Origin of the sequence: Emticicia oligotrophica DSM 17448 (assembly GCF_000263195.1) — a bacterium.
In the GTDB taxonomy this organism is placed as follows: Bacteria; Bacteroidota; Bacteroidia; order Cytophagales; family Spirosomataceae; genus Emticicia; species Emticicia oligotrophica.
Genome location: NC_018748.1, coordinates 170652 through 192011, shown reverse-complemented (window position 1 = coordinate 192011; position 21360 = coordinate 170652). Strand labels below are relative to the sequence as shown.

Here is a 21360-nt window from a genome sequence, read left to right as displayed (position 1 = left end):
TCATTAAGCATTAGAACAATTTCAAATGGCACGTTCACTCAAAAAAGGACCATACATTGATTACCGTCTTGACAAGAAAGTGACAGACATGAACGACTCTGGCAAGAAATCAGTTATCAAGACTTGGTCACGTCGCTCAATGATTTCACCAGATTTCATTGGTCACACTTTCGCAGTACATAACGGAAATAAATTTATTCCAGTATATGTAACTGATAACATGGTAGGACACAAACTTGGAGAATTTTCTCCAACTCGTAACTTCCGTGGTCACATCGCAAAGAAAGATAAAGGTAAAAGATAATAATTACAATGATGAATTAAGAATTAAGAATGCAGAATTGATTCTTTTTGTGAGTAACATCATTCTTAATTCTTAAATCTTAATTCTACATTTCAAGAATAATGGAAGCAGTAGCAAAACTCAATGATTACCCTACCTCGCCTCGTAAGGCAAGATTAGTAATTGACCTTATTAGAGGGAAAAAGGTAAGTCAGGCTTTAGGCATTTTGAGCTTTCAGCCACAACACGCCGCACCAGTGGTTAAAAAAGTCTTATTATCAGCTGTTGCTAACTGGCAACAAAAGAACGAAGATTTGAAAATTGAAGATGCAGATTTATATGTAAAATCAATTTTCGTTGACGGTGGACGTATGTTGAAACGCATGAGACCAGCTCCACAAGGACGCGGATACCGTGTTCGTAAGCGTTCTCATCACCTAACAATCGTAGTTGATAGTGCAAATTAATTCATTCAAATAGCAAACGATACACTACTCGTGTTGCTTAATAATTAAATTACCAATGGGACAAAAAGTAAATCCGGTAGGTCTAAGACTTGGTTATATCAGAGGATGGGATTCTAACTGGTATGGCGGTAAAACTTTCGCCGAGAAATTAGTCGAAGATCAAGAAATCCGTAAATACGTTTCAGCTCGTATTCCAAAAGGTGCTATTTCGAAAGTAGTTATCGAACGTACCCTAAAACGCATTACACTTACAATCCACACGGCACGCCCGGGTGTAGTTATTGGTAAAGGTGGTAATGAGGTTGATAAAATCAAGGAAGAGCTTAAAAAATTAACTGGCAAAGATGTTCAAATTAACATCTACGAAATCAAACGCCCTGAATTAGATGCTAAATTAGTTGGCGAGTCTATCGCTCAACAATTAGAAGCTCGTATTTCTTACCGTCGTGCCATGAAACAAGCTATTCAAGCAGCTGTTCGTGTAGGTGCACAAGGTATTAAAGTTAAGTTAGGTGGTCGTTTAGCAGGTGCTGAGATGGCTCGTAATGAAATGTATAAAGAAGGACGTATTCCTTTGCATACACTTCGTGCTGACATCGACTACGCTGTTTCTGAGGCCCTTACTGTATACGGAAAAATCGGTATCAAAGTATGGATTTTCAAAGGTGAAGTATATGGTCGTCGTGATTTGACTCCAGCAGGTGGTGCAACTCAATCAAATAATGAAAGAGGTGGTAACGATGCTCAAGCAAGTGGACGTGGTGGACGTGAAGACCGTAGAGGTGGTGGACGTGAAGACCGTAGAGATAATAAAGGCGGCCGCAACAATAATAACCGTGGTGGCAACCGTAATAATAACAAAGGTAATAATAAGAGATAAGCACCTTACTTAGTTTCAGGTTTACCACTCAATATTTGATGTATTCATTGAAACTAATTGAATAAGTTAAACTTGAAACTAAGCACTAAGTGCTGACAAATATAACATCGTCATGTTACAACCAAGAAGAACCAAATTTCGTAAGCAACAAAAGGGCAGAATTAAAGGTCTTGCCACTCGTGGACACGAGATAGCTTTCGGAACATACGCTATCAAATCTTTGGAGCCAGGTTTTATTACCTCTCGCCAGATTGAAGCAGCACGTATCGGTGTTACCCGTGCAATGAAACGTGAAGGTCAGGTATGGATTCGTATTTTTCCAGATAAGCCAATCACAAAGAAACCTTTAGAGGTACGTATGGGTAAAGGTAAGGGTGCACCTGAATACTGGGTAGCCAGTGTTAAACCAGGTACAATCTTATTTGAAGCAACTGGTGTGCCAGTAGAGTTAGCAACAGAAGCACTTCGTTTAGCTGCTCAAAAGCTTCCAGTTCAAACAAAGTTTGTAGTTCGTAGAGACTACCAAGAAGGAGCTGAATAATTACAATAAGTTCTGAGTGCTGGGTGCTGAATTCTGAATGTTCTGTTGAGTTTCAAACTCAGAACTCAGAGCCACAAAAGTTAGTTGTTCAGAATTCAGAACTCGACAAAGTTTAAATAAAAAAATGAAGAAGTCAGAAATTAAAGCATTGTCAGTTGAGCAGTTAGAGCAAAATATAGCTGTTGAGAAAGATAGAATCTTGAAATTACAGTTTGCTCACGCCATTACACCCATCGAAAATCCGATGCGTATCCGTCAGTCTCGTAGACTGATAGCTCAATTGATGACCGAATTGAACGCAAGATAAATTTAGCAATCCCTGTGAACAGCAGGATATCAAGTATCTGAACAATGGAAAGAAATCTCAGAAAAGAGCGTATCGGAACAGTAGTTAGCAACAAGATGGATAAGTCAGGTGTTGTAGCTGTAGTTCGTAAATTGAAACATCCGAAGTACGGAAAGTTCATGCTCAAAACCAAGAAGTTTATGTTCCATGACGAGAACAATGAAGCAGGTATCGGTGATACTGTGAAAATTCAAGAAACTCGTCCTTTGAGCAAAAACAAAAATTGGAGATTAGTAGAAATCGTAGAAAAAGCGAAATAATAGCCCCAATTTAATTCTCCAATGCTGGAGAATGCTATTAACCAAATTCCCCTTGAGCAACTAATCCGACTTAGGGGTTTTAAAAATTTATAAGACAATGTTACAGCAAGAATCAAGAGCAGGTGTTGCCGACAACAGTGGTGCAAAAGAAGTGCTTGTTATCCGTGTATTGGGTGGCACACGTAAGCGTTATGCATCAATCGGTGATAAGGTTGTCGTTACGGTGAAATCAGCCCTTTCATCTTCAAATATGAAGAAAGGAACTGTATCGAAGGCTGTTGTTGTGAGAACTACTAAAGAAGTTCGTCGCAAGGATGGTACTTACATTCGTTTTGAAGACAACGCAGTTGTATTATTAAACAATCAAGATGAGCCACGTGGCACGCGTATTTTTGGACCTGTTGCTCGCGAATTGCGTGAGAAACAATTCATGAAAATCGTTTCTTTGGCTCCTGAAGTTCTTTAATTTGATATATTCGCATAATATTCAAATCTAAAAAATTTCAAAATTTTCAAATTCAAAGTAATGGAAAGAAAATTCAATAAGCAGCAGAAACAACACGTACGCACTGGCGATACTGTTGAAGTAATTGCCGGCAATGCTAAAGGAAAGCGTGGCGTTATCAGCGAAGTGATTACATCAAAGCAACGTGTAGTTGTTGATGGTGTAAACATGATGAAAAAACACGTGAAACCATCGGCACAATCACCACAAGGTGAAATCCGTGAGTTTGCAGGTTCAATTCATATCAGTAACGTAATGTTAGTTGATCCAGCAACTGGAAAACCAACACGTACTGGTCGTAAAGAAAACGACAAAGGAAAACTTCAAAGATTTTCTAAGGAAACTGGAAAATTTATTTAATTAATTACCATTTGATATTAGCTTCTGCCGAAGCTCTTATTAATAAATATGAGGGTCGGAAATCCTCCTATTAAAAAAACTAATGGCACGTTTAAAAAACAAATACACAAACGAAGTTGTACCAGCTCTTAAAGAGAAATTTGGGTACAAATCAGTTATGCAGGTTCCTGTACTTCAAAAGATTGTAGTAAATCGTGGAGTAGGAGCTGCAACTGGAGACAAGAAATTAATCGATAGTAGTATCGAAGAAATTACAAACATTACTGGTCAAAAAGCAGTAGCTACACTTTCTAAGAAAGCCGTTTCTAACTTCAAACTACGTGAAAACATGCCAATTGGTGTGAAAGTAACTTTACGTGGTGATAGAATGTATGAATTCTTAGACCGTTTAACTGCCATTGCTCTACCACGTGTACGTGACTTCAAAGGTATCAGCGATAAAGGATTTGATGGACGCGGAAACTATACCTTTGGTGTAAAAGAGCAAATTATCTTCCCTGAAATCTCGATTGACAAAATCTCTAAGATTCAAGGTATGGATATTACTTTCGTTACATCAGCTCAAACAGATGCTGAAGCTTACGAACTACTAAAAGCAATGGGTATGCCATTCGCAAGCATTAAGAAATAATATTTAGATTTCGATATTAATAATTCAGTCATACGATGGCAAAAGAATCAATAAAAGCAAGAGATAGAAAAAAAGCAGCTACAGTTGCTAAATACGCTACAAAGCGTGCTGCTTTGAAAGAAGCAGGAGACTATGCCGCTTTAGATAAACTACCTCGCAACGCTTCACCTGTACGTTTACACAACCGTTGTCAATTGACAGGCCGTCCAAGAGGATATATGCGTAAATTTGGTATCAATCGTGTTACTTTCCGTGAAATGGCAAGTAAAGGGTTAATCCCAGGTGTTACAAAAGCATCTTGGTAATTTTGTAGAAGTATCTGTATAGATGTAAATATTCAAGGTTTTTATATAACTTAATGAAGAATATTTATATTTTCCATGAATAACTTATACAAATATTACTTTTTTTGAAATACATTTTCTAATTTTGCAGCCCAGTTGAGAAAGTCGTGCTCACGATACTGCTCAACGTTGGCTTAGGTATCCAAAATTAAATATCAACAATGATTACAACGGATCCAATAGCAGACTTCCTTACCCGTGTACGCAATGCTATCAAAGCACGTCACAGAGTGGTAGAAATTCCTGCTTCGAACATCAAAAAAGCGATTACTCAAGTACTTTACGATAAAGGCTTTATTCAAAGTTATAAATTTGAAGATACTGCTCCTCAAGGAGTAATCAAAATCGCATTAAAGTATAACCCAGTTACGAAACAACCAGCAATCGTAGATTTGAAGCGTGTTTCTAAACCAGGTTTACGTAAATATGCTGGTACAACTGAAATTCCACGTGTGTTAAATGGATTGGGCATTGCTATCGTTTCTACATCTAAAGGTGTAATGACAGATAAAGAAGCTCGTGCATTGAAAGTAGGTGGCGAAGTATTGTGCTACGTATATTAATATAAAATTATTGACCTTATGTGCTTTTATCAGTGCATAAAGGTCTCTCTCTCAAGTAAATTTTTTGTTGACCGCTCTTAATAACTCGTGCTCACGAAAGTGTTTTGAAGCCTTAAACTATTTAAAAAATGTCAAGAATTGGTAAAAAACCAGTTGCCCTTCCAAGTGGTGTAAGTATTTCGGTAGATGACCAAAATATTGTTACAGTTAAAGGTCCAAAGGGAACTCTTACACAAAAGGTTGATTCGGATATCACAGTTTCTGTTGAAAATAACGAATTGAAAGTTGAAAGACCAACTGAACAAAAAAGACACAAAGCCCTTCACGGTTTGTATCGCTCATTAATCAATAATATGGTTATTGGTGTTAGCACTGGCTATAAAGTTGATATGGAAATCGTCGGTGTTGGTTACAAAGCCGCTAATAATGGTAATGTCCTTGATTTAAGCTTAGGTTTCTCTCACAATGTTTACTTTGTAGTTCCTTCAGAATTGAAAGTAACAACTGCGATGGAAAAAGGTAAAAACCCGATGGTAAGTCTTGAAGGAACAGATAAGCAATTGATTGGCTTAGTAGCTTCAAAAATCAAGTCACTTCGTAAAACTGAACCATACAAAGGAAAAGGTATTAGATTTGTTGGTGAAGTTATTCGTCGTAAGGCTGGTAAAACATCAGGTAAGAAAAAATAATCATTAGACACAAGACGTAGGAGAAACAAGTAATTGCTTGCTGCTCTGAAAATCACAAAATAGCAAATACAATGTCAAGTGTAAAAACTGATAGAAGACAAAAAATTAAGTGGAGTATCCGTAACAAAATCTCTGGAACTGCAGAGAGACCACGTTTGACGGTATTCCGTTCAAATACTGCCATTTACGCTCAATTGATTGATGATACTAAAGGTGTTACTTTAGCTGCAGCTTCAACAACCGAGTTAGGGTTGAAAGGTGTAAAAATCGACAATTCGAAAGAAGTTGGTAAAAAAATAGCTGAAAAAGCGGCTGAAAAGGGAGTCCTTGCCTGTGTTTTCGACCGTAACGGTTATTTGTATCATGGTAATATTAAAGCTGTGGCTGAAGGAGCCAGAGAAGGCGGTTTGAAATTCTAATCTTGAAATTCTGAATCAATGAACAAAGCAAAAGTAAACGAGGCAGAACTCAAAGAAAGAGTAGTCGCCATCAATCGTGTAGCAAAAGTAGTAAAAGGTGGTCGTCGTTTTAGCTTCTCAGCTATCGTTGTATTAGGCGATGGTAAGGGAGTTGTAGGACAAGGCTTAGGTAAAGCAAATGAAGTAACTGATGCAATCGCAAAAGCTATTGAAGATGCTAAGAAAAACTTGGTTTCAGTTCCTGTAATCAACGACACTGTACCTCATGAAATCCACGGTAAATTCTCAGGTGGTTTCGTATTTGTTAAGCCTGCAGCACCTGGTACAGGTATTATTGCTGGTGGTGCGATGCGTGCCGTTTTAGAAGCTGCTGGTATTCATAACGTATTAGCAAAATCTAAAGGTTCATCAAACCCTCACAACGTAGTTAAAGCAACTATTGATGCTCTTGCTCAAATGAGAGCCCCACATTCAGTAGCTTTCCAACGTAGTGTAAAAATGAATAAAGTATTCAACGGATAATAGCTTTGAGCTTTAAGTGAGTTTTGAATTCAAATTCTAGACTCACTTAAAGCTTATTGCATATAGCTAATAAAAAAATGGCAAAGGTAAAAATTACACAAGTTAGAAGTGCAATTGGTCGTCCTGAAGTTCAAAAGCGTACTATCGCTGCTCTTGGATTAGGCAAGATAAATCGTACTGTTGAGAAGGAGTTAAATCCAGCTTTGAAAGGAATGATTAATTCTGTACAACACTTAATTGTTGTTGAAGAAGCTTAATTCTTTATTGAAAGTTCTTAATTTGTTGCCATATTTTTGGCAAAGGCATAGCCGAGTGAATCTGAAGGTCAGATTTGCGTATTATTAACCCGATTTTATTATCGAAATTACAATGAAATTAGAAACTCTAAAACCTGCGAAAGGTTCGGTAAAAGCAAATGACAGAGTAGGTCGTGGTCATGGTTCTGGTGGTGGTGGTACTGCTAAACGTGGTCATAAAGGTGCAAAATCTCGTTCTGGTTATAGCCAAAAACGTGGTTTTGAAGGTGGACAGATGCCATTACAACGCCGTGTGCCTAAGTTTGGTTTCAAAAATATTAACCGTGTTGCTTACAAAGCTATTAACTTAGATACAATCCAAGCATTATTTGATAAAACTGGTATCAGCAATATTGATCTTGGTGTACTTTATAGCAATGGTCTTATCTCAAAATCTGATTTGGTAAAAGTATTAGGTCGTGGTGAATTGACTGCAACAGTTAATTTACGTGCTAATGCTTTCTCTGCATCAGCAATTGCGGCAATCGAAAAAGCTGGTGGTTCAGCTACAGTAGATGCCACTTTCAACCGTGAAGCTGCTGCTGAAGTAGCTGCTCCAGCTGTTGAAGTTGTTGTTGAAGAGAAGCCTAAAAAAGCAACTAAAAAGTCGAAGGAGGCAAACTAAAAATAATTGCGGGCGTTAGCTTGAAAATTGCTAACTTGTAATTTTGTATTAGAATTATTACATTTGTAAGTTAGCAATTTACACACTACTAAATAGTGAAGTTCTATTGCTTACAAGCTTATATAATTCCTAACTATTTATTAAGTACATATTTCATTAAAACGCCTTGTTTTTCCTATTAAAATGAACAAATTCATTACGACACTCCGAAACATTTGGTCAATAGAAGAGTTGAGAAAAAGAATTCTCAATACTATATTAATCATCTTAGTTTTCAGAATTGGTTCGCACGTGGTTTTACCAGGTGTTGATGTAGCAAAATTGAAAGATTTAACTCAAAGCAATGGTTTGCTTGGGTTATTAAATACACTCGTTGGTGGTGCTTTCCAAAATGCCTCTGTAATGGCATTAGGAATTATGCCTTACATTTCGGCTTCAATCGCCATACAATTGCTTACCCTTGCTTTACCTTATTTTAGTAAATTACAAAAAGAAGGAGAGTCTGGTCGTAGAAAATTGAATCAAATTACTCGTTGGCTCACAATTATTGTAGCTGCAGCTCAGGCTTTTACATATGTAAGGGCAACAATTTCGACTGATGCTATCACTATTAACCAAGGATTATTCTATTTCAGTTCAGTAATTCTAATTGTTTCTGGTACTGTAATGTGTATGTGGTTAGGTGAGAGAATGACAGAGAAAGGAGTTGGTAATGGTATTTCGATGATGATTATGATTGGTATCGTTTCTAGATTCCCTGGTGCTATCATCGGTGAAGCTCAATCAAGAGGTGGAAATGGCCAAATTCTTTTCTTCGTACTTGAAATTGTAGCATTATTCTTGGTTGTACTTTTTGCAGTTGCAATTACACAAGCTACTCGCCGTATTCCAGTTCAATATGCAAAGCAAATTGTTGGAAATAAGGTTGTAACTGGTCAACGTCAGTATTTACCACTTAAATTAAATATTGCAGGTGTAATGCCAATTATTTTTGGACAAGCCTTGATGTTTATTCCAGGTTTAGTGCTTACATATTTGGCTGAAAGTACTAAGAGTGATACATTCCAAAGCTGGGCAATAGTTATGAATAGCCCTACTTCATGGCAATATTGTGTTATCTATGCTATCTTAATTATTGGATTTACATTTTTCTATACAGCAATTTCGATTAATCCAAATCAAATCGCTGATGATATGAAACGTGGTGGTGGATTTATTCCAGGTGTTAAGCCGGGTCAACCAACATCAGATTTTGTAGCCGATGTTTTAGATAGAATTACTTTACCAGGTGGTGTGCTTTTAGCGGTTATCGCTATCTTGCCTGCATTTGCTGGTCTTTTAGGAATGACTCAAGGATTTGCTTCATTCTTCGGAGGTACGTCATTATTGATTCTTGTTGGTGTAGTTTTAGATACATTACAGCAAATTGAGAGTTATTTACTAATGAAGCGTTACGAAGGTTTAATGCAATCTGGTCGTATCCAAGGACGTCAAGTTGATGCAAACGTACCTGCTTAAAAACTAAAACGTCACCATGAGTAAAAAAGATAGAATAGTTTATCTAAAATCTGAGGAAGAGTTAGAAATTATCAGAGAGAATGGCCAAATTTTAGGTAAAGCTCATGCTGAAGTAGCCAAATTAATTGAGCCGGGTATTTCAACAAAAGCACTTGATAAAATTGCTTTTGAATATATCAAAGATAATGCGGCTAAACCATCATTTTTAAATTACAACGGATTTCCTGCCAGTCTATGTATTTCAGTCAATGAAGTAGTTGTTCACGGAATTCCTAGTAATCGAGAATTGAAAGATGGCGATGTAGTTTCGATAGATTGTGGAGTTTATAAAAACGGATTTCATGCAGATAGTGCATACACTTACACTGTTGGAAATGTTGCCGATGAAGTAATCGAACTTCTAAAGCATACTTACCGTTCACTATTTAAAGGTATAGAGCAAGCACGAGTTGGTAATAGAATGGGAGACTTAAGTTACGCCATTCAAAACTACGCTGAAAGTCATACCTACGGAGTAGTTAGAGAGTTGGTTGGGCATGGTGTTGGAAAATATCTACACGAGGCTCCCGAGGTACCTAATTTTGGTAAAAGGGGGAATGGTCCAAAGCTACTTGAAGGAATGGTATTAGCTATCGAGCCGATGATTACCTTAGGTAAAAGAGGAGTTGTACAAGAAAATGATAATTGGACAATTCGTACTGAAGACAAAAAGCAGGCAGCTCATTTTGAGCACACTGTAGTGGTAAGAAAAAATTCAGCAGAAATCCTAACAACTTTCCAATATATTGAAGAGGTGTTAGCAAAGAAAAATTTAGTAATTGCATAATACAAGAATCGTGATTTTACCAAGTTGTAAAATCGGCATTGAAAATTAAATGGCAAAACAATCAAATATCGAAGTTGACGGAATCATTACTGAAGCTCTTTCTAATGCCATGTTTCGTGTGCGTTTAGAGAATCAGCATGAGTTGATCGCTCATATTTCAGGCAAAATGAGAATGAATTATATTCGTATTTTGCCAGGTGATAAGGTAAGACTTGAAATGTCACCTTATGATTTATCAAAAGCTCGTATTACATATCGTTATAAGTAACCCCCAAACCCATATAGGGTATTATGGTACTCGCTTAAAACGACAATAATAATTTTAATTGAATTTTCGTGAAACTTATAAACCCCAAATCACGCAGAATTCTTACAATTAAATTCCCCTTCAGGGGTTAGGGGTGTTTTAAATATTGTTATGAAAGTTAAAGCATCAGTAAAAAAGCGTAGTGCTGAATGTAAAGTTATCCGTAGAAAGGGTAAAATTTACGTTATTAACAAAAAGAATCCTAAGTTTAAACAAAGACAAGGCTAATTTCTATGAGGATTGCAGGTGTTGATATCCCAGACAAAAAAAGAGGCGAAATCGCCCTTACGTACATTTACGGTATTGGCCGTAGTTCATCACAAAAAATTCTTACTAAAGCTAATGTAAGCTTCGACAAGAAAGCTGGCGAGTGGAATGACAGTGAGGCTAACGCTATCCGTGGTATTATCGCAGAGGAAATGACTGTTGAAGGTCAATTACGTTCAGAAGTACAACTTGCTATCAAACGTTTGATGGACATTGGTTGTTATCGTGGTGTTCGTCACCGTAAAGGTTTACCACTTCGTGGACAACGTACTAAAAACAATTCACGTACTCGTAAAGGTAAGCGTAAGACTGTAGCTAACAAGAAGAAAGCTACTAAGTAACCCCTAACTCCTGCGGGGAGTATAAACAATTTAGGATTTTCTCATTGCATTTTAGGGGAAGAAAATCGAACAGAGTACAGGCATTTCTGTACTGCCAATCATTTAACAATGTTTTGTCACAATGGCACAAGCAAAAAGAAAAGATAAAGCAAAAAAGAGAGTTGTGATTGTTGAGCCAGTAGGCCAAGTTCACATTAAAGCATCTTTCAATAACATCATTATTTCTGTTACAAACAGCCAAGGTCAAGTTATTTCTTGGGGTTCAGCAGGTAAAATGGGTTTTAAAGGTTCAAAGAAAAATACTCCATACGCCGCTCAAATGGCCGCTCAGAGCTGTGCTCAAGTAGCTTACGAAGCAGGTATGCGTAAAGCAGAAGTTTTCGTAAAAGGACCAGGGGCTGGACGTGAGTCTGCAATCCGTACTGTTCAAAATTCGGGAATCGAAGTTACTACCATTACTGATGTGACTCCATTACCACATAATGGATGTCGCCCTCCGAAACGTAGAAGAGTTTAACATATTTACAAAAGAATGAAAACAAAGAAGCTAAGTTTGATTTCGGTCATAATTTTAGTTTAATTGTCTTCGTTCTTTTGTTTTCTTCATTATACAATAATTTTTCAATTCAATCGTTTAGATACGAGATGAAGTAGGTGGCAGTTTTGCAATTTGGTTTTCCAAATGATTGATAGTTTGGACATTGGGGCTAATCAATCTCTATTTCATTAAAAATTTCATTAAAATGGCAAGATACACAGGTCCAAAAGTAAGGATTTCAAGAAAGTTTGGTGAACCAGTAATGGGTCCAAGCAAGGCATTAACAAAAAAAGCTTATCCTCCAGGCCAACACGGAAAAGGTCGCAAAAGTAAAAAATCAGAATACGGCCAACAATTAATCGAAAAGCAAAAGGTAAAATACACTTATGGTATTTTAGAGCGTCAGTTTGCACGTTTCTTCCATCTTGCTTCTGTTAAAGAAGGACGTACTGGTGATAACCTTTTGAAACTTTGTGAAGGTCGTTTAGATAATACTGTTTACAGATTAGGAATTGCTCCAACTCGTCGTGCGGCTCGTCAGTTAGTAACTCACTGCCACATTACAGTAGATGGTGCGGTACTTAATGTTCCTTCATTGATTCTTAAGCCAGGTCAAATTGTAGGTGTTCGTGAAAAATCTAAAGCTCTTGTAGCTATTACAGAAAGCTTAAAAGCACGCAATACAAAACGCTACAATTGGTTAGAATGGGATTCAACAGAGTTAGTTGGTAAATTTATCAACTACCCAGAACGTGATGAAATTCCAGAAAACTTCAACGAGCAGGCTATCGTCGAGTTGTATAACAAATAATATTTGTATAGTGGTTGTGCCATTACTGTCAAAAACAGTAGTGGCACAGCTACGTTTTTTATTGGTGGGGTAGCTATCCACCTTTCAGTTAACGAAAACAAACACACTGCATACGTATGTCAATATTAGCATTTCAAATGCCTGACAAGGTCGTCATGGAAAAGGCTGACGACTTCCATGGCTTTTTCGAGTTTAAACCACTCGAAAGAGGGTATGGTGTGACCATCGGAAACGCACTTCGTCGTATTTTGTTATCTTCATTAGAGGGTTACGCAATTACTTCTGTAAGATTCCCGGGGGTATTACACGAATTTTCGAGCATTGAAGGAGTTGTAGATGATGTAACAGAAATCATCTTAAACCTTAAAATGGTTCGTTTCAAAAAAGTTTCTGACTATGTAGATAACAAATTTACGGTTAGAATCAAAAACCAAGCTGTTGTTACAGCTGGAGACCTCGGAAAATTTACTCAAAGTTTCCAAATTTTAAATCCTGACTTGGTTATCGCTCGTATGGATGACCAAAAGGAATTAGAAATCGAGCTTATCGTAGATAAAGGTCGTGGTTATGTAGCTGCTGATGAGCAAAAGCAAAATGACCTTCCGATTGGATTCATTTCTATAGATTCTATTTTTACACCTATCAAAAATGTTAAATATAGCATTGAAAATACGCGTGTAGAACAAAGAACTGACTACGAAAAACTTTTACTTGAAATCAAAACGGATGGTTCAATCCACCCAGAGAGAGCCTTACAAGAAGCTGCTCATATTTTGATTCAACACTTCTTGAAGTTTACGGACGAAAACATGGTATTTGATACCAAGAAAGATGATGAAGATAATATTGTTGATGAAGAATTCTTACACATGCGTAAGTTGTTGAAGACTTCTTTACAAGATTTAGATTTATCAGTACGTGCGTACAACTGTTTGAAATCTGCTGATATTCGTACATTAGGCGATTTAGCAAGACTTGAAGTAGCTGATATGATGAAATTCCGTAACTTCGGTAAGAAGTCTTTAACGGAGTTGGAGCAATTAGTTGCTGACAAAGGCTTACATTTCGGTATGGATGTAACGAAATATAAGTTAGACGAAGATTGATAGTGAACCTTCCTCTTTCTATGCTAAATAGAAAGAGGATTTTTTATATTTTTCGAACCGCAGTTATCGAGTTAATAAATTTATAATCGTAATAGGTGGAATTGCCAAGACTGCGTAGGCTATTTTGACCGTTACTTACGAAACAATTACAATGAGACACGGAAATAAAATCAACCATTTAGGTAGAACACATTCTCACAGAGATGCTTTGTTGAAAAACATGGCGATTTCATTAATTCAAAACAAGCGTATTGAAACAACTTTGGCTAAGGCTAAAGAATTGCGTAAATATGTTGAGCCTTTGATTACGAAATCAAAAAATGACAGCACGCACTCACGTAGAACTGTTTTCTCTTACTTGCAAGACAAAGAAGCTATCAAAACTTTGTTTGGTGAAATTGCTGAGAAAGTTGCTAATCGTAATGGTGGATACACTCGTATCATCAAGTTAGGAACTCGTTTTGGTGATAACGCTGAGGTAGCTCTAATTGAATTGGTTGACTATAACGAAGCATTATTGACTTCAGTTGAAGAGAAATCTACGAAAACGCGTCGTAGTCGTCGTGGTGGTAAAAAAGCTGAAACAGCTGCTGTTGCTGATGAATCATCAGTTGAAGTAGTTGAAGAAGCGGCAGCTCCTGCAGTAGTAGAAGCACCAGCACAAGACGAAACTCCAGCCGCTGAAGGCGAAGAAACAAAAGAAGCTTAAAAACTTTTGAAGTTTCAGAAAAACCTCAAACGAAAGTTTGAGGTTTTTTTTTGACCTTTTACAACCTATTGATGTTACTTTTAGTCAAAGAATACAAGTAACATTTTAATTTCAGACATATGAAAAAGATATATCTTGTTGTTGCATGTTTTAATCTATTTCAGCTCGCTTTTGGCCAAGGCGATGTAGAGTTTAACTTTGGAGGTAATTATAAAGATTGTAGAGTGCATGATGTCGAGATTGATAAAGATGATAACTTTATTACCACGGGTGTGTTTTTGTCTTATAATAAAAATGATAGTTTAGGGGGATTAGCAATTAGTTATGAAAACAGAAATTTGATAAGAAAGACGTTGTATAATTCTGGGGGATTTGTAGCAAAATTTAAACCTAATAAAGAAATTCAATGGTTGATTACATTTGAAAATGCAGGTTCAAAAAATCATGTATTGGTAGATGATAGTAGTAATGTTTATCTAATTGGTAAATTTTATCAGAAAATCACTTTTGATTCTAATAATATATTGTACAGTTCAACAGGAGATATTTTTGTTGCAAAATATACTAGTGAAGGTAAATTGAAATGGGCAAAAAAATATCTTGGGAGTAGTGATGATGGAACGTTAAAGCCAAAAATTGATAGTCAGGGGAATTTGCATATAATAGGGAAATATAAAAATACTTTGGAAGTTGAAGGTAAACAAATCTTGAAAACAACCGGAAATAACCCAGAACCATATATCTTGAAATTAGATAGAAATGGAAATTACATTTGGGCAAAATCATTTAATGAAAACTTGGCTTTAAATGCCATAAGTGTTAATTCTAAAAGCGAGGTTTTTATAGTTGGTGATTTCAAGGGTAGTTTAACGATAAATGGAAATATCCTCGAATCTGAGGGAGTAGAAGATATTTTTTATGCTAAATACGATAAAAATGGTCAATTTTTATGGGTAAAAACTATCGCTGGAAAAGTTGAAGATAAATGCCATAATATTGAAAGTGATAAACTGGGCAATGTATATTTGGCAGGAATTATGTCTGATAATGCTAAGTTCGATATGTTAAATGTCAATATCAAAACTACCAATGGAAAGAGTATTTTTGTAGCGAAAATTAACGATACTGACGGAAAAATGGACTGGGTTAAGAATATATCTTATCTAAAGGATATAGATGCAACACATTTTACAACAGTACAACTATTAAAATTGAATACTAATGGAGAGCCTTATATTTTTGGAACTATGATAAACTCTTTAAGTATTGAATCAAAAGAAATAATTAATGTAAATGGTCTATTTCGATATATAGTAAAGTTTGATACTCAAGGCAAACTTATATCGGCAACGCCAAAAGTAGATAATAGTACCAGTGCGTCAACAAATATTACTTCTATGACTATTGATTCGAAAAGAAACATCTATGTTTCAGGCTATACAAGTTATATAAGAGTAGGTAATAGTTATGGTTTTTTGAAAACAAATGTTGAACTTTATGAAAGTAGTTGCAACAATAAGAATGTTAGTATCATAAGAAATTATAATTTGAGTGGTAATTTGACATTATCAGATGCAATATTAGACAATTACAATTTCAATTATCAATGGTACAAAAACGGAGAAGCAATTTCAAATGCTACACAAGCATTATTTCAAGCCAAAGAAGCAGGATATTATAGTTTGAAATTAATCAACAAAACTAATACTTCTTGCCAAGTCAGTAGCTCAAATACGATTCTTATCTATCCAAGTGTTAACCCATTTCCAGTTCAAATTAGCATCTTTAATCAAGGTAAATATTTATATATCACCTCTTTTGATGACAGATTTTTTTTAAAAGGTAAAATTGAATGGTATCGGAATGATACATTGGTAAAAGTAGTATCTCCTAACACAAATACAAATTCAGATTATTTTTATAGTAGCGATGGTATTTATAAAGTAAAAAGATATTATGATGAGGGTAATATCATAAAAGAATCAAATGAAGTGAACATTAAAAACGGTTTAGCTCTTCAAATTTCCAAAGGAATTTTTTATGACGACCAAGATTACTGTAAACCTGTTCCCTTTTTAAAACCAACTTGGGGTGAAAATGATAATAACATGCCTATTGATGACCCTAAAAATAAATTTCAATGGTTTTTGAATGGCCAATTAATCAAAGATTCTACTAATGCTCATTTTAAACCTATTATAACTGGGGAATATAATGTCAGCATTTTTTTTCCGTCTGAAAACAAAACATATACTTCTGGTAAATATAAAATAGTAGCTGAAGATTTTCCAAAATCTTTACCAATTTCCAAAATAGAAGATAATTGTGGTGCTCAAGCTTTATTGAAAATTGATGATTCTTTTGTGCAAAGGTTTGGTTATGAGAGCATCATTTGGCGAAAAGATGATAAAATAATTCCAGAAGCGACGCAGCCATTTCTAAGAGTCAACAAAGGAGGCTTTTATACTTTTTCAGTGCAATATAAAGAACCTAATACAGGAAAAACCTGTAACTATAATTCATTCATTAATTACGAAAGAAAGAATGATTTTAAGCTAAACCTCGGCTATGCTTACGCAGGTTCGGGATGTGTAATAGATTCTTTTAAGGTATTTACTGAACAAAATACCAAATACAACTATACTTGGACGAAAAATGATGTGCCAATAGTTGGTCAAAATTCAAACGAAATATTTATTAAAGACAAAGCACGTTACAAGGGAATTATTAAACGTGATGATGGATGTATCAATGAAACAGATGAGATTAATCTAAAAGGTTGTGCAAGTGAAGAGTACGACAAATTCTTACTCATTAATCCTCCTAAAATCAATGCAGATAAATTATTTATAAAAAGCGATGAAATTAGTACGCTCAGTGTTGAGGGATGTACGAATGTAGATTTCCAATGGTTAAAAGATACCAAACTGATTGCAGAAGCAACCCAAACTTCATTAAAAGTCCAAGATTCAGGAAAATATGCCATTCAGCTATCAAAAATGGGGTGTATTGTAATCTCAAATAGCATTGAAATAATCGTAGAACCCATTTTAGGAGTAGGGGAAGTAAAAGAGGCTTTTGAGGTAGAGGTTTATCCTAATCCCACCGAGGAACAATTACAAGTAAATTTAAGCTCATTTAATTCGAACTCTACCCGAGCTCGACTAATGGATATTTTAGGACGTGAAGTAATTGATTGGGGAATTTTAAAAGCTGAGCAAAACTACCTTGATTTGGGTTCACTTAAAGGAGGAACTTACTTATTGTTGTTAGAAAAAGAATCAAAGAGAGTTGTTAAAAAAATAATTAAAAAATAATCTGAATGTTTTCCAACCTTTTGAAATGAAATCAGTCAGTACATAAAAGAAGCAAAAATGGGTCGAATTTTATTTATTTTATTGATTTGGTGGCTTGTACTATCATGCGATGTAGCAAAAGAAGATAGTGTAGGCACGATAATGAATGGAGGAGAAAATACCACCAGTACCTTCTATACTTTAAAGGAATCTAATCTAAGTATCGACCCAACGTCTTTTGAAAAACTTAAATCAGCAAATGCATTAATAGTGAGTCAAGTCCCTAAAAATGGTGAAGCGAAGTTTTTAGAAAATGGATTTGTATTTTATCGTCGAACGAATCAAAATGCTTTGAATGATTCATTTACAATAAGTGGAAAAGAGTTAAGCGGAACAACTGTCAATGAAGAAATAAAAGTGAATTTTGTTGCAAGTTTAAATGATTTGCCTTGTAATGCAGGACTTTTGGGCGATAAAATTGAAGCCGAAATAGGCAAAGCAAAAGAAATAAATGTATTAGAAAATGATAAAACTTGTGGAGATTTCAACAGTAATTCTTTAAGCATTGAAATTCGCCCCAAAAATGGTAAAGTAGAAATAATCAATCAAAAAATAGTTTATACTTCCAATCAAGACTTCATGGGCGATGATATTTTCTTTTATAGAGTAGGCATTAATAATAAAAAAAATCCAATGGCTCCAGTAGAAGTATCAGTTTTGGAATCGGAAGAATGTGTGAAAGGTATGACTGATGATGTGATAAATATTTTAAGTTATACCACTGATACTGATTTATTGCTTAATGTATTAGATAACGACCGAATTTGCACGAATTATAAAAATGCAGAATTGAAAATTATCAAAAATCTATCAGTAGGTACACTTAGAATTGAAAAAAATAACAATAAATGGTTGATTTACTTCAGGTCTTCAACACCTCCAAAAGGCATTCAGACTTTCGAATATGGGCTTTTTCGCTCAGAAAAGATATATATCAAGGCAACAGTTTCAATCAACTTTAATTAAAATTTATATAGCCTAAACCATTTACCCAGCTTTTGTGCAGTCAAACGACCGTCAATTATTAGAAGGGTGTCTAAGAAGAGATTCCAAGGCACAAGCGGCACTTTATCATCAGTATAAAGGTCGCTTTTTTGGTATTTGCCGACGATATGCAAAAAATCGTGAAGATGCTGAAGATTTATTACAAGATGCTTTCGTGAAAATCTTTTTGAATTTAAACGAATTGAAAAGTGCAGAACAAATGAGTGCCTGGATTAGGAGAGTGGTAGTGAATGTATGCATTGATTATTATCATAAGAAAGTAAACTTCACAAACATTGATGAAATACACGATATACCAACCAAAGATTGGGAAACCGATGATGTGATTTCTCAAATGAGTAATATGGAATTGCTCACCGCCGTAAACGAGCTTCCAGATGGAGCAAGGATGGTTTTCAATTTGTTTGTAATTGACGGATTTTCCCACCAAGAAATTAGTGAAATGCTCAATATTACAGAGGGAACCTCAAAATCTCAGTTGTTTTTTGCCAAAAAAATATTGAGAAAAAAACTTGAAAAAATAGGCATAAGGGCTTAGATTTTAAATCTTAAAAAACAGTTTACCAAAAAATGGAAAACTTTGAAGATAATTTAGAAAAAGAATACCATGAGCGTTTCCACGATTTTGAGGAAATGCCAAATGATATTTTGTGGGCGAATATACAAGCCCGAATAGAACCCGAACAGAAAAAAAGAACAATTTTTATTTGGTGGACAAATACTCGAAATAGGAGTATAGCCGCTGGAATTTTGCTTGGATTTCTATTTGGGGGATATTTACTATCAAGTTTATTAGATGATTCGAAGAAAGTATCCAACTTTAATGGAAAAACTATAAATGCTACTACATCCAAACAAACGAGTGCGAAATCGACTACTAAATCTACACAAATAATTGACAATGAAGTAAATATCAATAGAGAAAAGGCTAAAAAGGCTGATAATAACTTAGTGGAATTAAATGAGAGGAGAGATGCAATTGCCAGTCGAGCAAAAATAGCAAAACCAAATCAGGAAAGAGTGGTGAGTGAGAATTCTTCAGCAGTTGTTTCCTCGACTAAATCCCCAACGATTGCAGAAAATAAAAATTCAACACTAATTAATGAAATAAGTTCTATTGAAATAAAATCACCAATTGAAGGTGAATTAAGCAAAGAAGCAGGTCTAAATACCTCAAAAATGATTGAATTTGAGAAATTAGTATTTCTTGACTCAAGAAAAGCTAAATTTGGTAATTTTAATAAAATCCTTGAAATACAAATTGCTAGTAATGAACCATATGAAATTGAAGAGCCTAGTCGAGAACGAATGGTTTTTATTCCACCTTCAGAAGTCTTTGCAAATGTAAGTCCAATGTTGAGTTATTATGTTTTTTCGCCTAATAGAAATGATAATTTCATGGTCAATAACTTAAATGGTTCTTCAAATCGATTAAGTTTTGCCGCACAATTAGGTTTTGTTTATCCATTGACAAAGAAATTAGATATTCGTACAGGATTGAGTTATATGGCTGGTAAATCTAATATTAGTTATGGGGTTTCAGATTTGAATCAGAAGGTAGTAAAATTAATAGATGAACACACCATTGAAGTTTCACCAGCTAACTCTATTTATAGCGAACGTAAAAACTGGCAATATTTGGAACTTCAGTCTGATTTACTTTATGATATTCGTAAATTACAAGCACTTTCGTTGGGTTTTAGAGCAGGAATTCAAACAGATGCTATCAATAAGCCAGCTTTTAATGCTCGCTTAGGGTATCGAATGAGTAAACCAGTAAATAATAAAATTGCTCTTTGGATTGAACCATCCGTCGTTTTTTCTTTGTCTTCACGCCACTCGCTTGATAATTACTTCATGTATCATACTACCGGATTTAGTTTAAATATGGGTGTAAGTTTGTTGAGACAAGATTAATAATTCTGAAAATGGACTGAATTTTATCTGAGTAAGTTTATTTTTAGGCGAATTTAAAGGTGATAATTGTAGCATATTTTCAATTCTCAATCCTTAATTCCTAATTCTTCCCTATCTTTGCAAAAAAATAATATCAAGCAAGTGAGTAAATACGCAACAACCGAAATTACAAGTGCCGAAATTCCATCGGATAATCCTGTTCATCAACGCTTATACTTTCCTTATGTAGAAGCTGCAAAAATTATTAGTGGAAATGTATTAGAATTAGGCTGTGGCTGGGGACGTGGCGTTGAGACACTCATTGAAAAATGTGAGCATTATACAGGTTTAGATAAAAATCAACCTTTAATTGACCAACTACAAGCGGCTTACCCGAATCATACGTTTCGTACGGCTGATTTACCGCACTTGACCGCATTTCAAGATAATACGTTTGATTACGTAGTTACTTTCCAAGTAATTGAACATATTCAGGATGACCATAAATTTTTAGCAGAAATAGCCCGTGTTTTGAAACCTAATGGCAAAGTTTTGCTAACTACTGTTAATCGCCCTTACTCGTTGAGCCGTAATCCTTGGCACGTACGTGAATATGACACGCAAGAATTACGTACTCTAATGCAAAAGTATTTCTCGAAAGTCGAAACTATGGGTGTAGGAGGTAACAAAAAAGTATGGGATTATTACGAAGAAAATAAGCAATCGGTGAATAAAATCATGCGTTTTGATATTTTCGATTTGCAACATCGTTTGCCAGCTTGGATGCTTAGAGTACCTTATGAAATATTGAATCGTTTTAATAGAAATAAATTAATGGCTGAAACAGGTAGTTTGGCTGCTTCTATTGATGTAAACGATTTTCATGTTTCGAATGAACCTGAAAAATGCATTGATTTCTTTTTTGTTGCTACGAAGTAGAGTAATTTTC

The 21360-nt window shown here is 35.3% G+C and carries 29 protein-coding genes and 1 pseudogene; all 30 read left to right on the top strand.

Annotated features, from left to right (window positions below; genetic code table 11):
• Positions 1 to 25: 25 nt before the first annotated feature.
• The 30 genes and pseudogenes from rpsS to EMTOL_RS00740 all read left to right on the top strand — a co-directional run bounded on the left by rpsS (position 26) and on the right by EMTOL_RS00740 (position 21350).
• Entirely contained in the window at positions 26 to 304 is a 279-nt protein-coding gene (gene rpsS, locus EMTOL_RS00885; RefSeq protein ID WP_015027368.1) for a 30S ribosomal protein S19, read from the top strand.
• 101 nt (positions 305 to 405) lie between these two features.
• Positions 406 to 750: a 50S ribosomal protein L22 gene (rplV, locus tag EMTOL_RS00880; protein ID WP_015027367.1), complete on the top strand. Its 345-nt coding sequence runs from the start codon at positions 406 to 408 to the stop codon at positions 748 to 750.
• A 55-nt stretch (positions 751 to 805) separates the two neighbouring features.
• Positions 806 to 1630, top strand: coding sequence for a 30S ribosomal protein S3 (gene rpsC / locus EMTOL_RS00875; RefSeq protein WP_015027366.1), 825 nt, complete (start codon positions 806 to 808; stop codon positions 1628 to 1630).
• A 112-nt stretch (positions 1631 to 1742) separates the two neighbouring features.
• Positions 1743 to 2171 carry a 50S ribosomal protein L16 gene (gene rplP, locus EMTOL_RS00870; protein WP_015027365.1) on the top strand — a complete coding sequence of 143 codons (429 nt, stop codon included), beginning with the start codon at positions 1743 to 1745 and terminating at the stop codon, positions 2169 to 2171.
• Between the two features lie 124 nt (positions 2172 to 2295).
• Entirely contained in the window at positions 2296 to 2478 is a 183-nt protein-coding gene (gene rpmC / locus EMTOL_RS00865) for a 50S ribosomal protein L29 (protein ID WP_015027364.1), read from the top strand.
• 44 nt (positions 2479 to 2522) lie between these two features.
• Positions 2523 to 2777 carry a 30S ribosomal protein S17 gene (gene rpsQ, locus EMTOL_RS00860; RefSeq protein ID WP_015027363.1) on the top strand — a complete coding sequence of 85 codons (255 nt, stop codon included), beginning with the start codon at positions 2523 to 2525 and terminating at the stop codon, positions 2775 to 2777.
• Positions 2778 to 2874: 97 nt separating this feature from the next.
• Complete coding sequence (rplN, locus tag EMTOL_RS00855; protein ID WP_015027362.1) at positions 2875 to 3243, top strand: 50S ribosomal protein L14; 369 nt, start codon at positions 2875 to 2877, stop codon at positions 3241 to 3243.
• 60 nt (positions 3244 to 3303) lie between these two features.
• On the top strand, positions 3304 to 3642 hold the full coding sequence (gene rplX / locus EMTOL_RS00850; protein WP_015027361.1) for a 50S ribosomal protein L24: 339 nt from the start codon (positions 3304 to 3306) through the stop codon (positions 3640 to 3642).
• An 82-nt stretch (positions 3643 to 3724) separates the two neighbouring features.
• Positions 3725 to 4273: a 50S ribosomal protein L5 gene (rplE, locus tag EMTOL_RS00845; protein WP_015027360.1), complete on the top strand. Its 549-nt coding sequence runs from the start codon at positions 3725 to 3727 to the stop codon at positions 4271 to 4273.
• A gap of 35 nt (positions 4274 to 4308) precedes the next feature.
• On the top strand, positions 4309 to 4578 hold the full coding sequence (gene rpsN / locus EMTOL_RS00840; protein WP_015027359.1) for a 30S ribosomal protein S14: 270 nt from the start codon (positions 4309 to 4311) through the stop codon (positions 4576 to 4578).
• A 200-nt stretch (positions 4579 to 4778) separates the two neighbouring features.
• Positions 4779 to 5180, top strand: coding sequence for a 30S ribosomal protein S8 (gene rpsH, locus EMTOL_RS00835; protein WP_015027358.1), 402 nt, complete (start codon positions 4779 to 4781; stop codon positions 5178 to 5180).
• 128 nt (positions 5181 to 5308) lie between these two features.
• Positions 5309 to 5869 (top strand): 50S ribosomal protein L6, encoded by a 561-nt coding sequence (gene rplF, locus EMTOL_RS00830; RefSeq protein ID WP_015027357.1) that lies wholly within the window; start codon positions 5309 to 5311, stop codon positions 5867 to 5869.
• 71 nt (positions 5870 to 5940) lie between these two features.
• Complete coding sequence (gene rplR / locus EMTOL_RS00825) at positions 5941 to 6288, top strand: 50S ribosomal protein L18 (RefSeq protein WP_015027356.1); 348 nt, start codon at positions 5941 to 5943, stop codon at positions 6286 to 6288.
• An 18-nt stretch (positions 6289 to 6306) separates the two neighbouring features.
• Positions 6307 to 6810, top strand: a complete 504-nt coding sequence (gene rpsE / locus EMTOL_RS00820; protein ID WP_015027355.1) for a 30S ribosomal protein S5 — start codon at positions 6307 to 6309, stop codon at positions 6808 to 6810.
• A gap of 77 nt (positions 6811 to 6887) precedes the next feature.
• On the top strand, positions 6888 to 7067 hold the full coding sequence (gene rpmD, locus EMTOL_RS00815) for a 50S ribosomal protein L30 (RefSeq protein ID WP_015027354.1): 180 nt from the start codon (positions 6888 to 6890) through the stop codon (positions 7065 to 7067).
• A gap of 112 nt (positions 7068 to 7179) precedes the next feature.
• Positions 7180 to 7617 (top strand): annotated as a pseudogene (rplO, locus tag EMTOL_RS00810) (50S ribosomal protein L15); the annotation flags it as partial.
• A 297-nt stretch (positions 7618 to 7914) separates the two neighbouring features.
• A complete protein-coding gene (secY, locus tag EMTOL_RS00805; RefSeq protein ID WP_015027352.1) occupies positions 7915 to 9249 on the top strand; it encodes a preprotein translocase subunit SecY in 1335 nt (444 codons plus the stop codon).
• Between the two features lie 16 nt (positions 9250 to 9265).
• The gene (map, locus tag EMTOL_RS00800; protein WP_015027351.1) at positions 9266 to 10075 is read left to right on the top strand and encodes a type I methionyl aminopeptidase; all 810 of its coding nucleotides are present in this window, start codon (positions 9266 to 9268) and stop codon (positions 10073 to 10075) included.
• A 49-nt stretch (positions 10076 to 10124) separates the two neighbouring features.
• Complete coding sequence (gene infA, locus EMTOL_RS00795) at positions 10125 to 10343, top strand: translation initiation factor IF-1 (protein WP_015027350.1); 219 nt, start codon at positions 10125 to 10127, stop codon at positions 10341 to 10343.
• A 150-nt stretch (positions 10344 to 10493) separates the two neighbouring features.
• Positions 10494 to 10610 carry a 50S ribosomal protein L36 gene (gene rpmJ, locus EMTOL_RS00790; protein ID WP_015027349.1) on the top strand — a complete coding sequence of 39 codons (117 nt, stop codon included), beginning with the start codon at positions 10494 to 10496 and terminating at the stop codon, positions 10608 to 10610.
• Between the two features lie 5 nt (positions 10611 to 10615).
• Positions 10616 to 10990 carry a 30S ribosomal protein S13 gene (gene rpsM / locus EMTOL_RS00785; protein WP_015027348.1) on the top strand — a complete coding sequence of 125 codons (375 nt, stop codon included), beginning with the start codon at positions 10616 to 10618 and terminating at the stop codon, positions 10988 to 10990.
• Positions 10991 to 11111: 121 nt separating this feature from the next.
• Positions 11112 to 11507 (top strand): 30S ribosomal protein S11, encoded by a 396-nt coding sequence (gene rpsK / locus EMTOL_RS00780; protein WP_015027347.1) that lies wholly within the window; start codon positions 11112 to 11114, stop codon positions 11505 to 11507.
• A gap of 226 nt (positions 11508 to 11733) precedes the next feature.
• Positions 11734 to 12339: a 30S ribosomal protein S4 gene (gene rpsD, locus EMTOL_RS00775; RefSeq protein ID WP_015027346.1), complete on the top strand. Its 606-nt coding sequence runs from the start codon at positions 11734 to 11736 to the stop codon at positions 12337 to 12339.
• A 116-nt stretch (positions 12340 to 12455) separates the two neighbouring features.
• Complete coding sequence (locus EMTOL_RS00770; protein WP_015027345.1) at positions 12456 to 13445, top strand: DNA-directed RNA polymerase subunit alpha; 990 nt, start codon at positions 12456 to 12458, stop codon at positions 13443 to 13445.
• A gap of 151 nt (positions 13446 to 13596) precedes the next feature.
• A complete protein-coding gene (gene rplQ, locus EMTOL_RS00765) occupies positions 13597 to 14154 on the top strand; it encodes a 50S ribosomal protein L17 (protein WP_015027344.1) in 558 nt (185 codons plus the stop codon).
• 119 nt (positions 14155 to 14273) lie between these two features.
• Entirely contained in the window at positions 14274 to 17471 is a 3198-nt protein-coding gene (locus tag EMTOL_RS00760; RefSeq protein ID WP_015027343.1) for a T9SS type A sorting domain-containing protein, read from the top strand.
• A gap of 57 nt (positions 17472 to 17528) precedes the next feature.
• Positions 17529 to 18476 (top strand): Ig-like domain-containing protein, encoded by a 948-nt coding sequence (locus tag EMTOL_RS00755; protein ID WP_015027342.1) that lies wholly within the window; start codon positions 17529 to 17531, stop codon positions 18474 to 18476.
• 34 nt (positions 18477 to 18510) lie between these two features.
• Positions 18511 to 19053 (top strand): RNA polymerase sigma factor, encoded by a 543-nt coding sequence (locus tag EMTOL_RS00750; RefSeq protein WP_015027341.1) that lies wholly within the window; start codon positions 18511 to 18513, stop codon positions 19051 to 19053.
• Between the two features lie 32 nt (positions 19054 to 19085).
• Positions 19086 to 20432 carry a hypothetical protein gene (locus EMTOL_RS00745; RefSeq protein WP_015027340.1) on the top strand — a complete coding sequence of 449 codons (1347 nt, stop codon included), beginning with the start codon at positions 19086 to 19088 and terminating at the stop codon, positions 20430 to 20432.
• 117 nt (positions 20433 to 20549) lie between these two features.
• A complete protein-coding gene (locus tag EMTOL_RS00740) occupies positions 20550 to 21350 on the top strand; it encodes a class I SAM-dependent methyltransferase (protein WP_015027339.1) in 801 nt (266 codons plus the stop codon).
• The last annotated feature ends 10 nt before the right edge of the window (positions 21351 to 21360 follow it).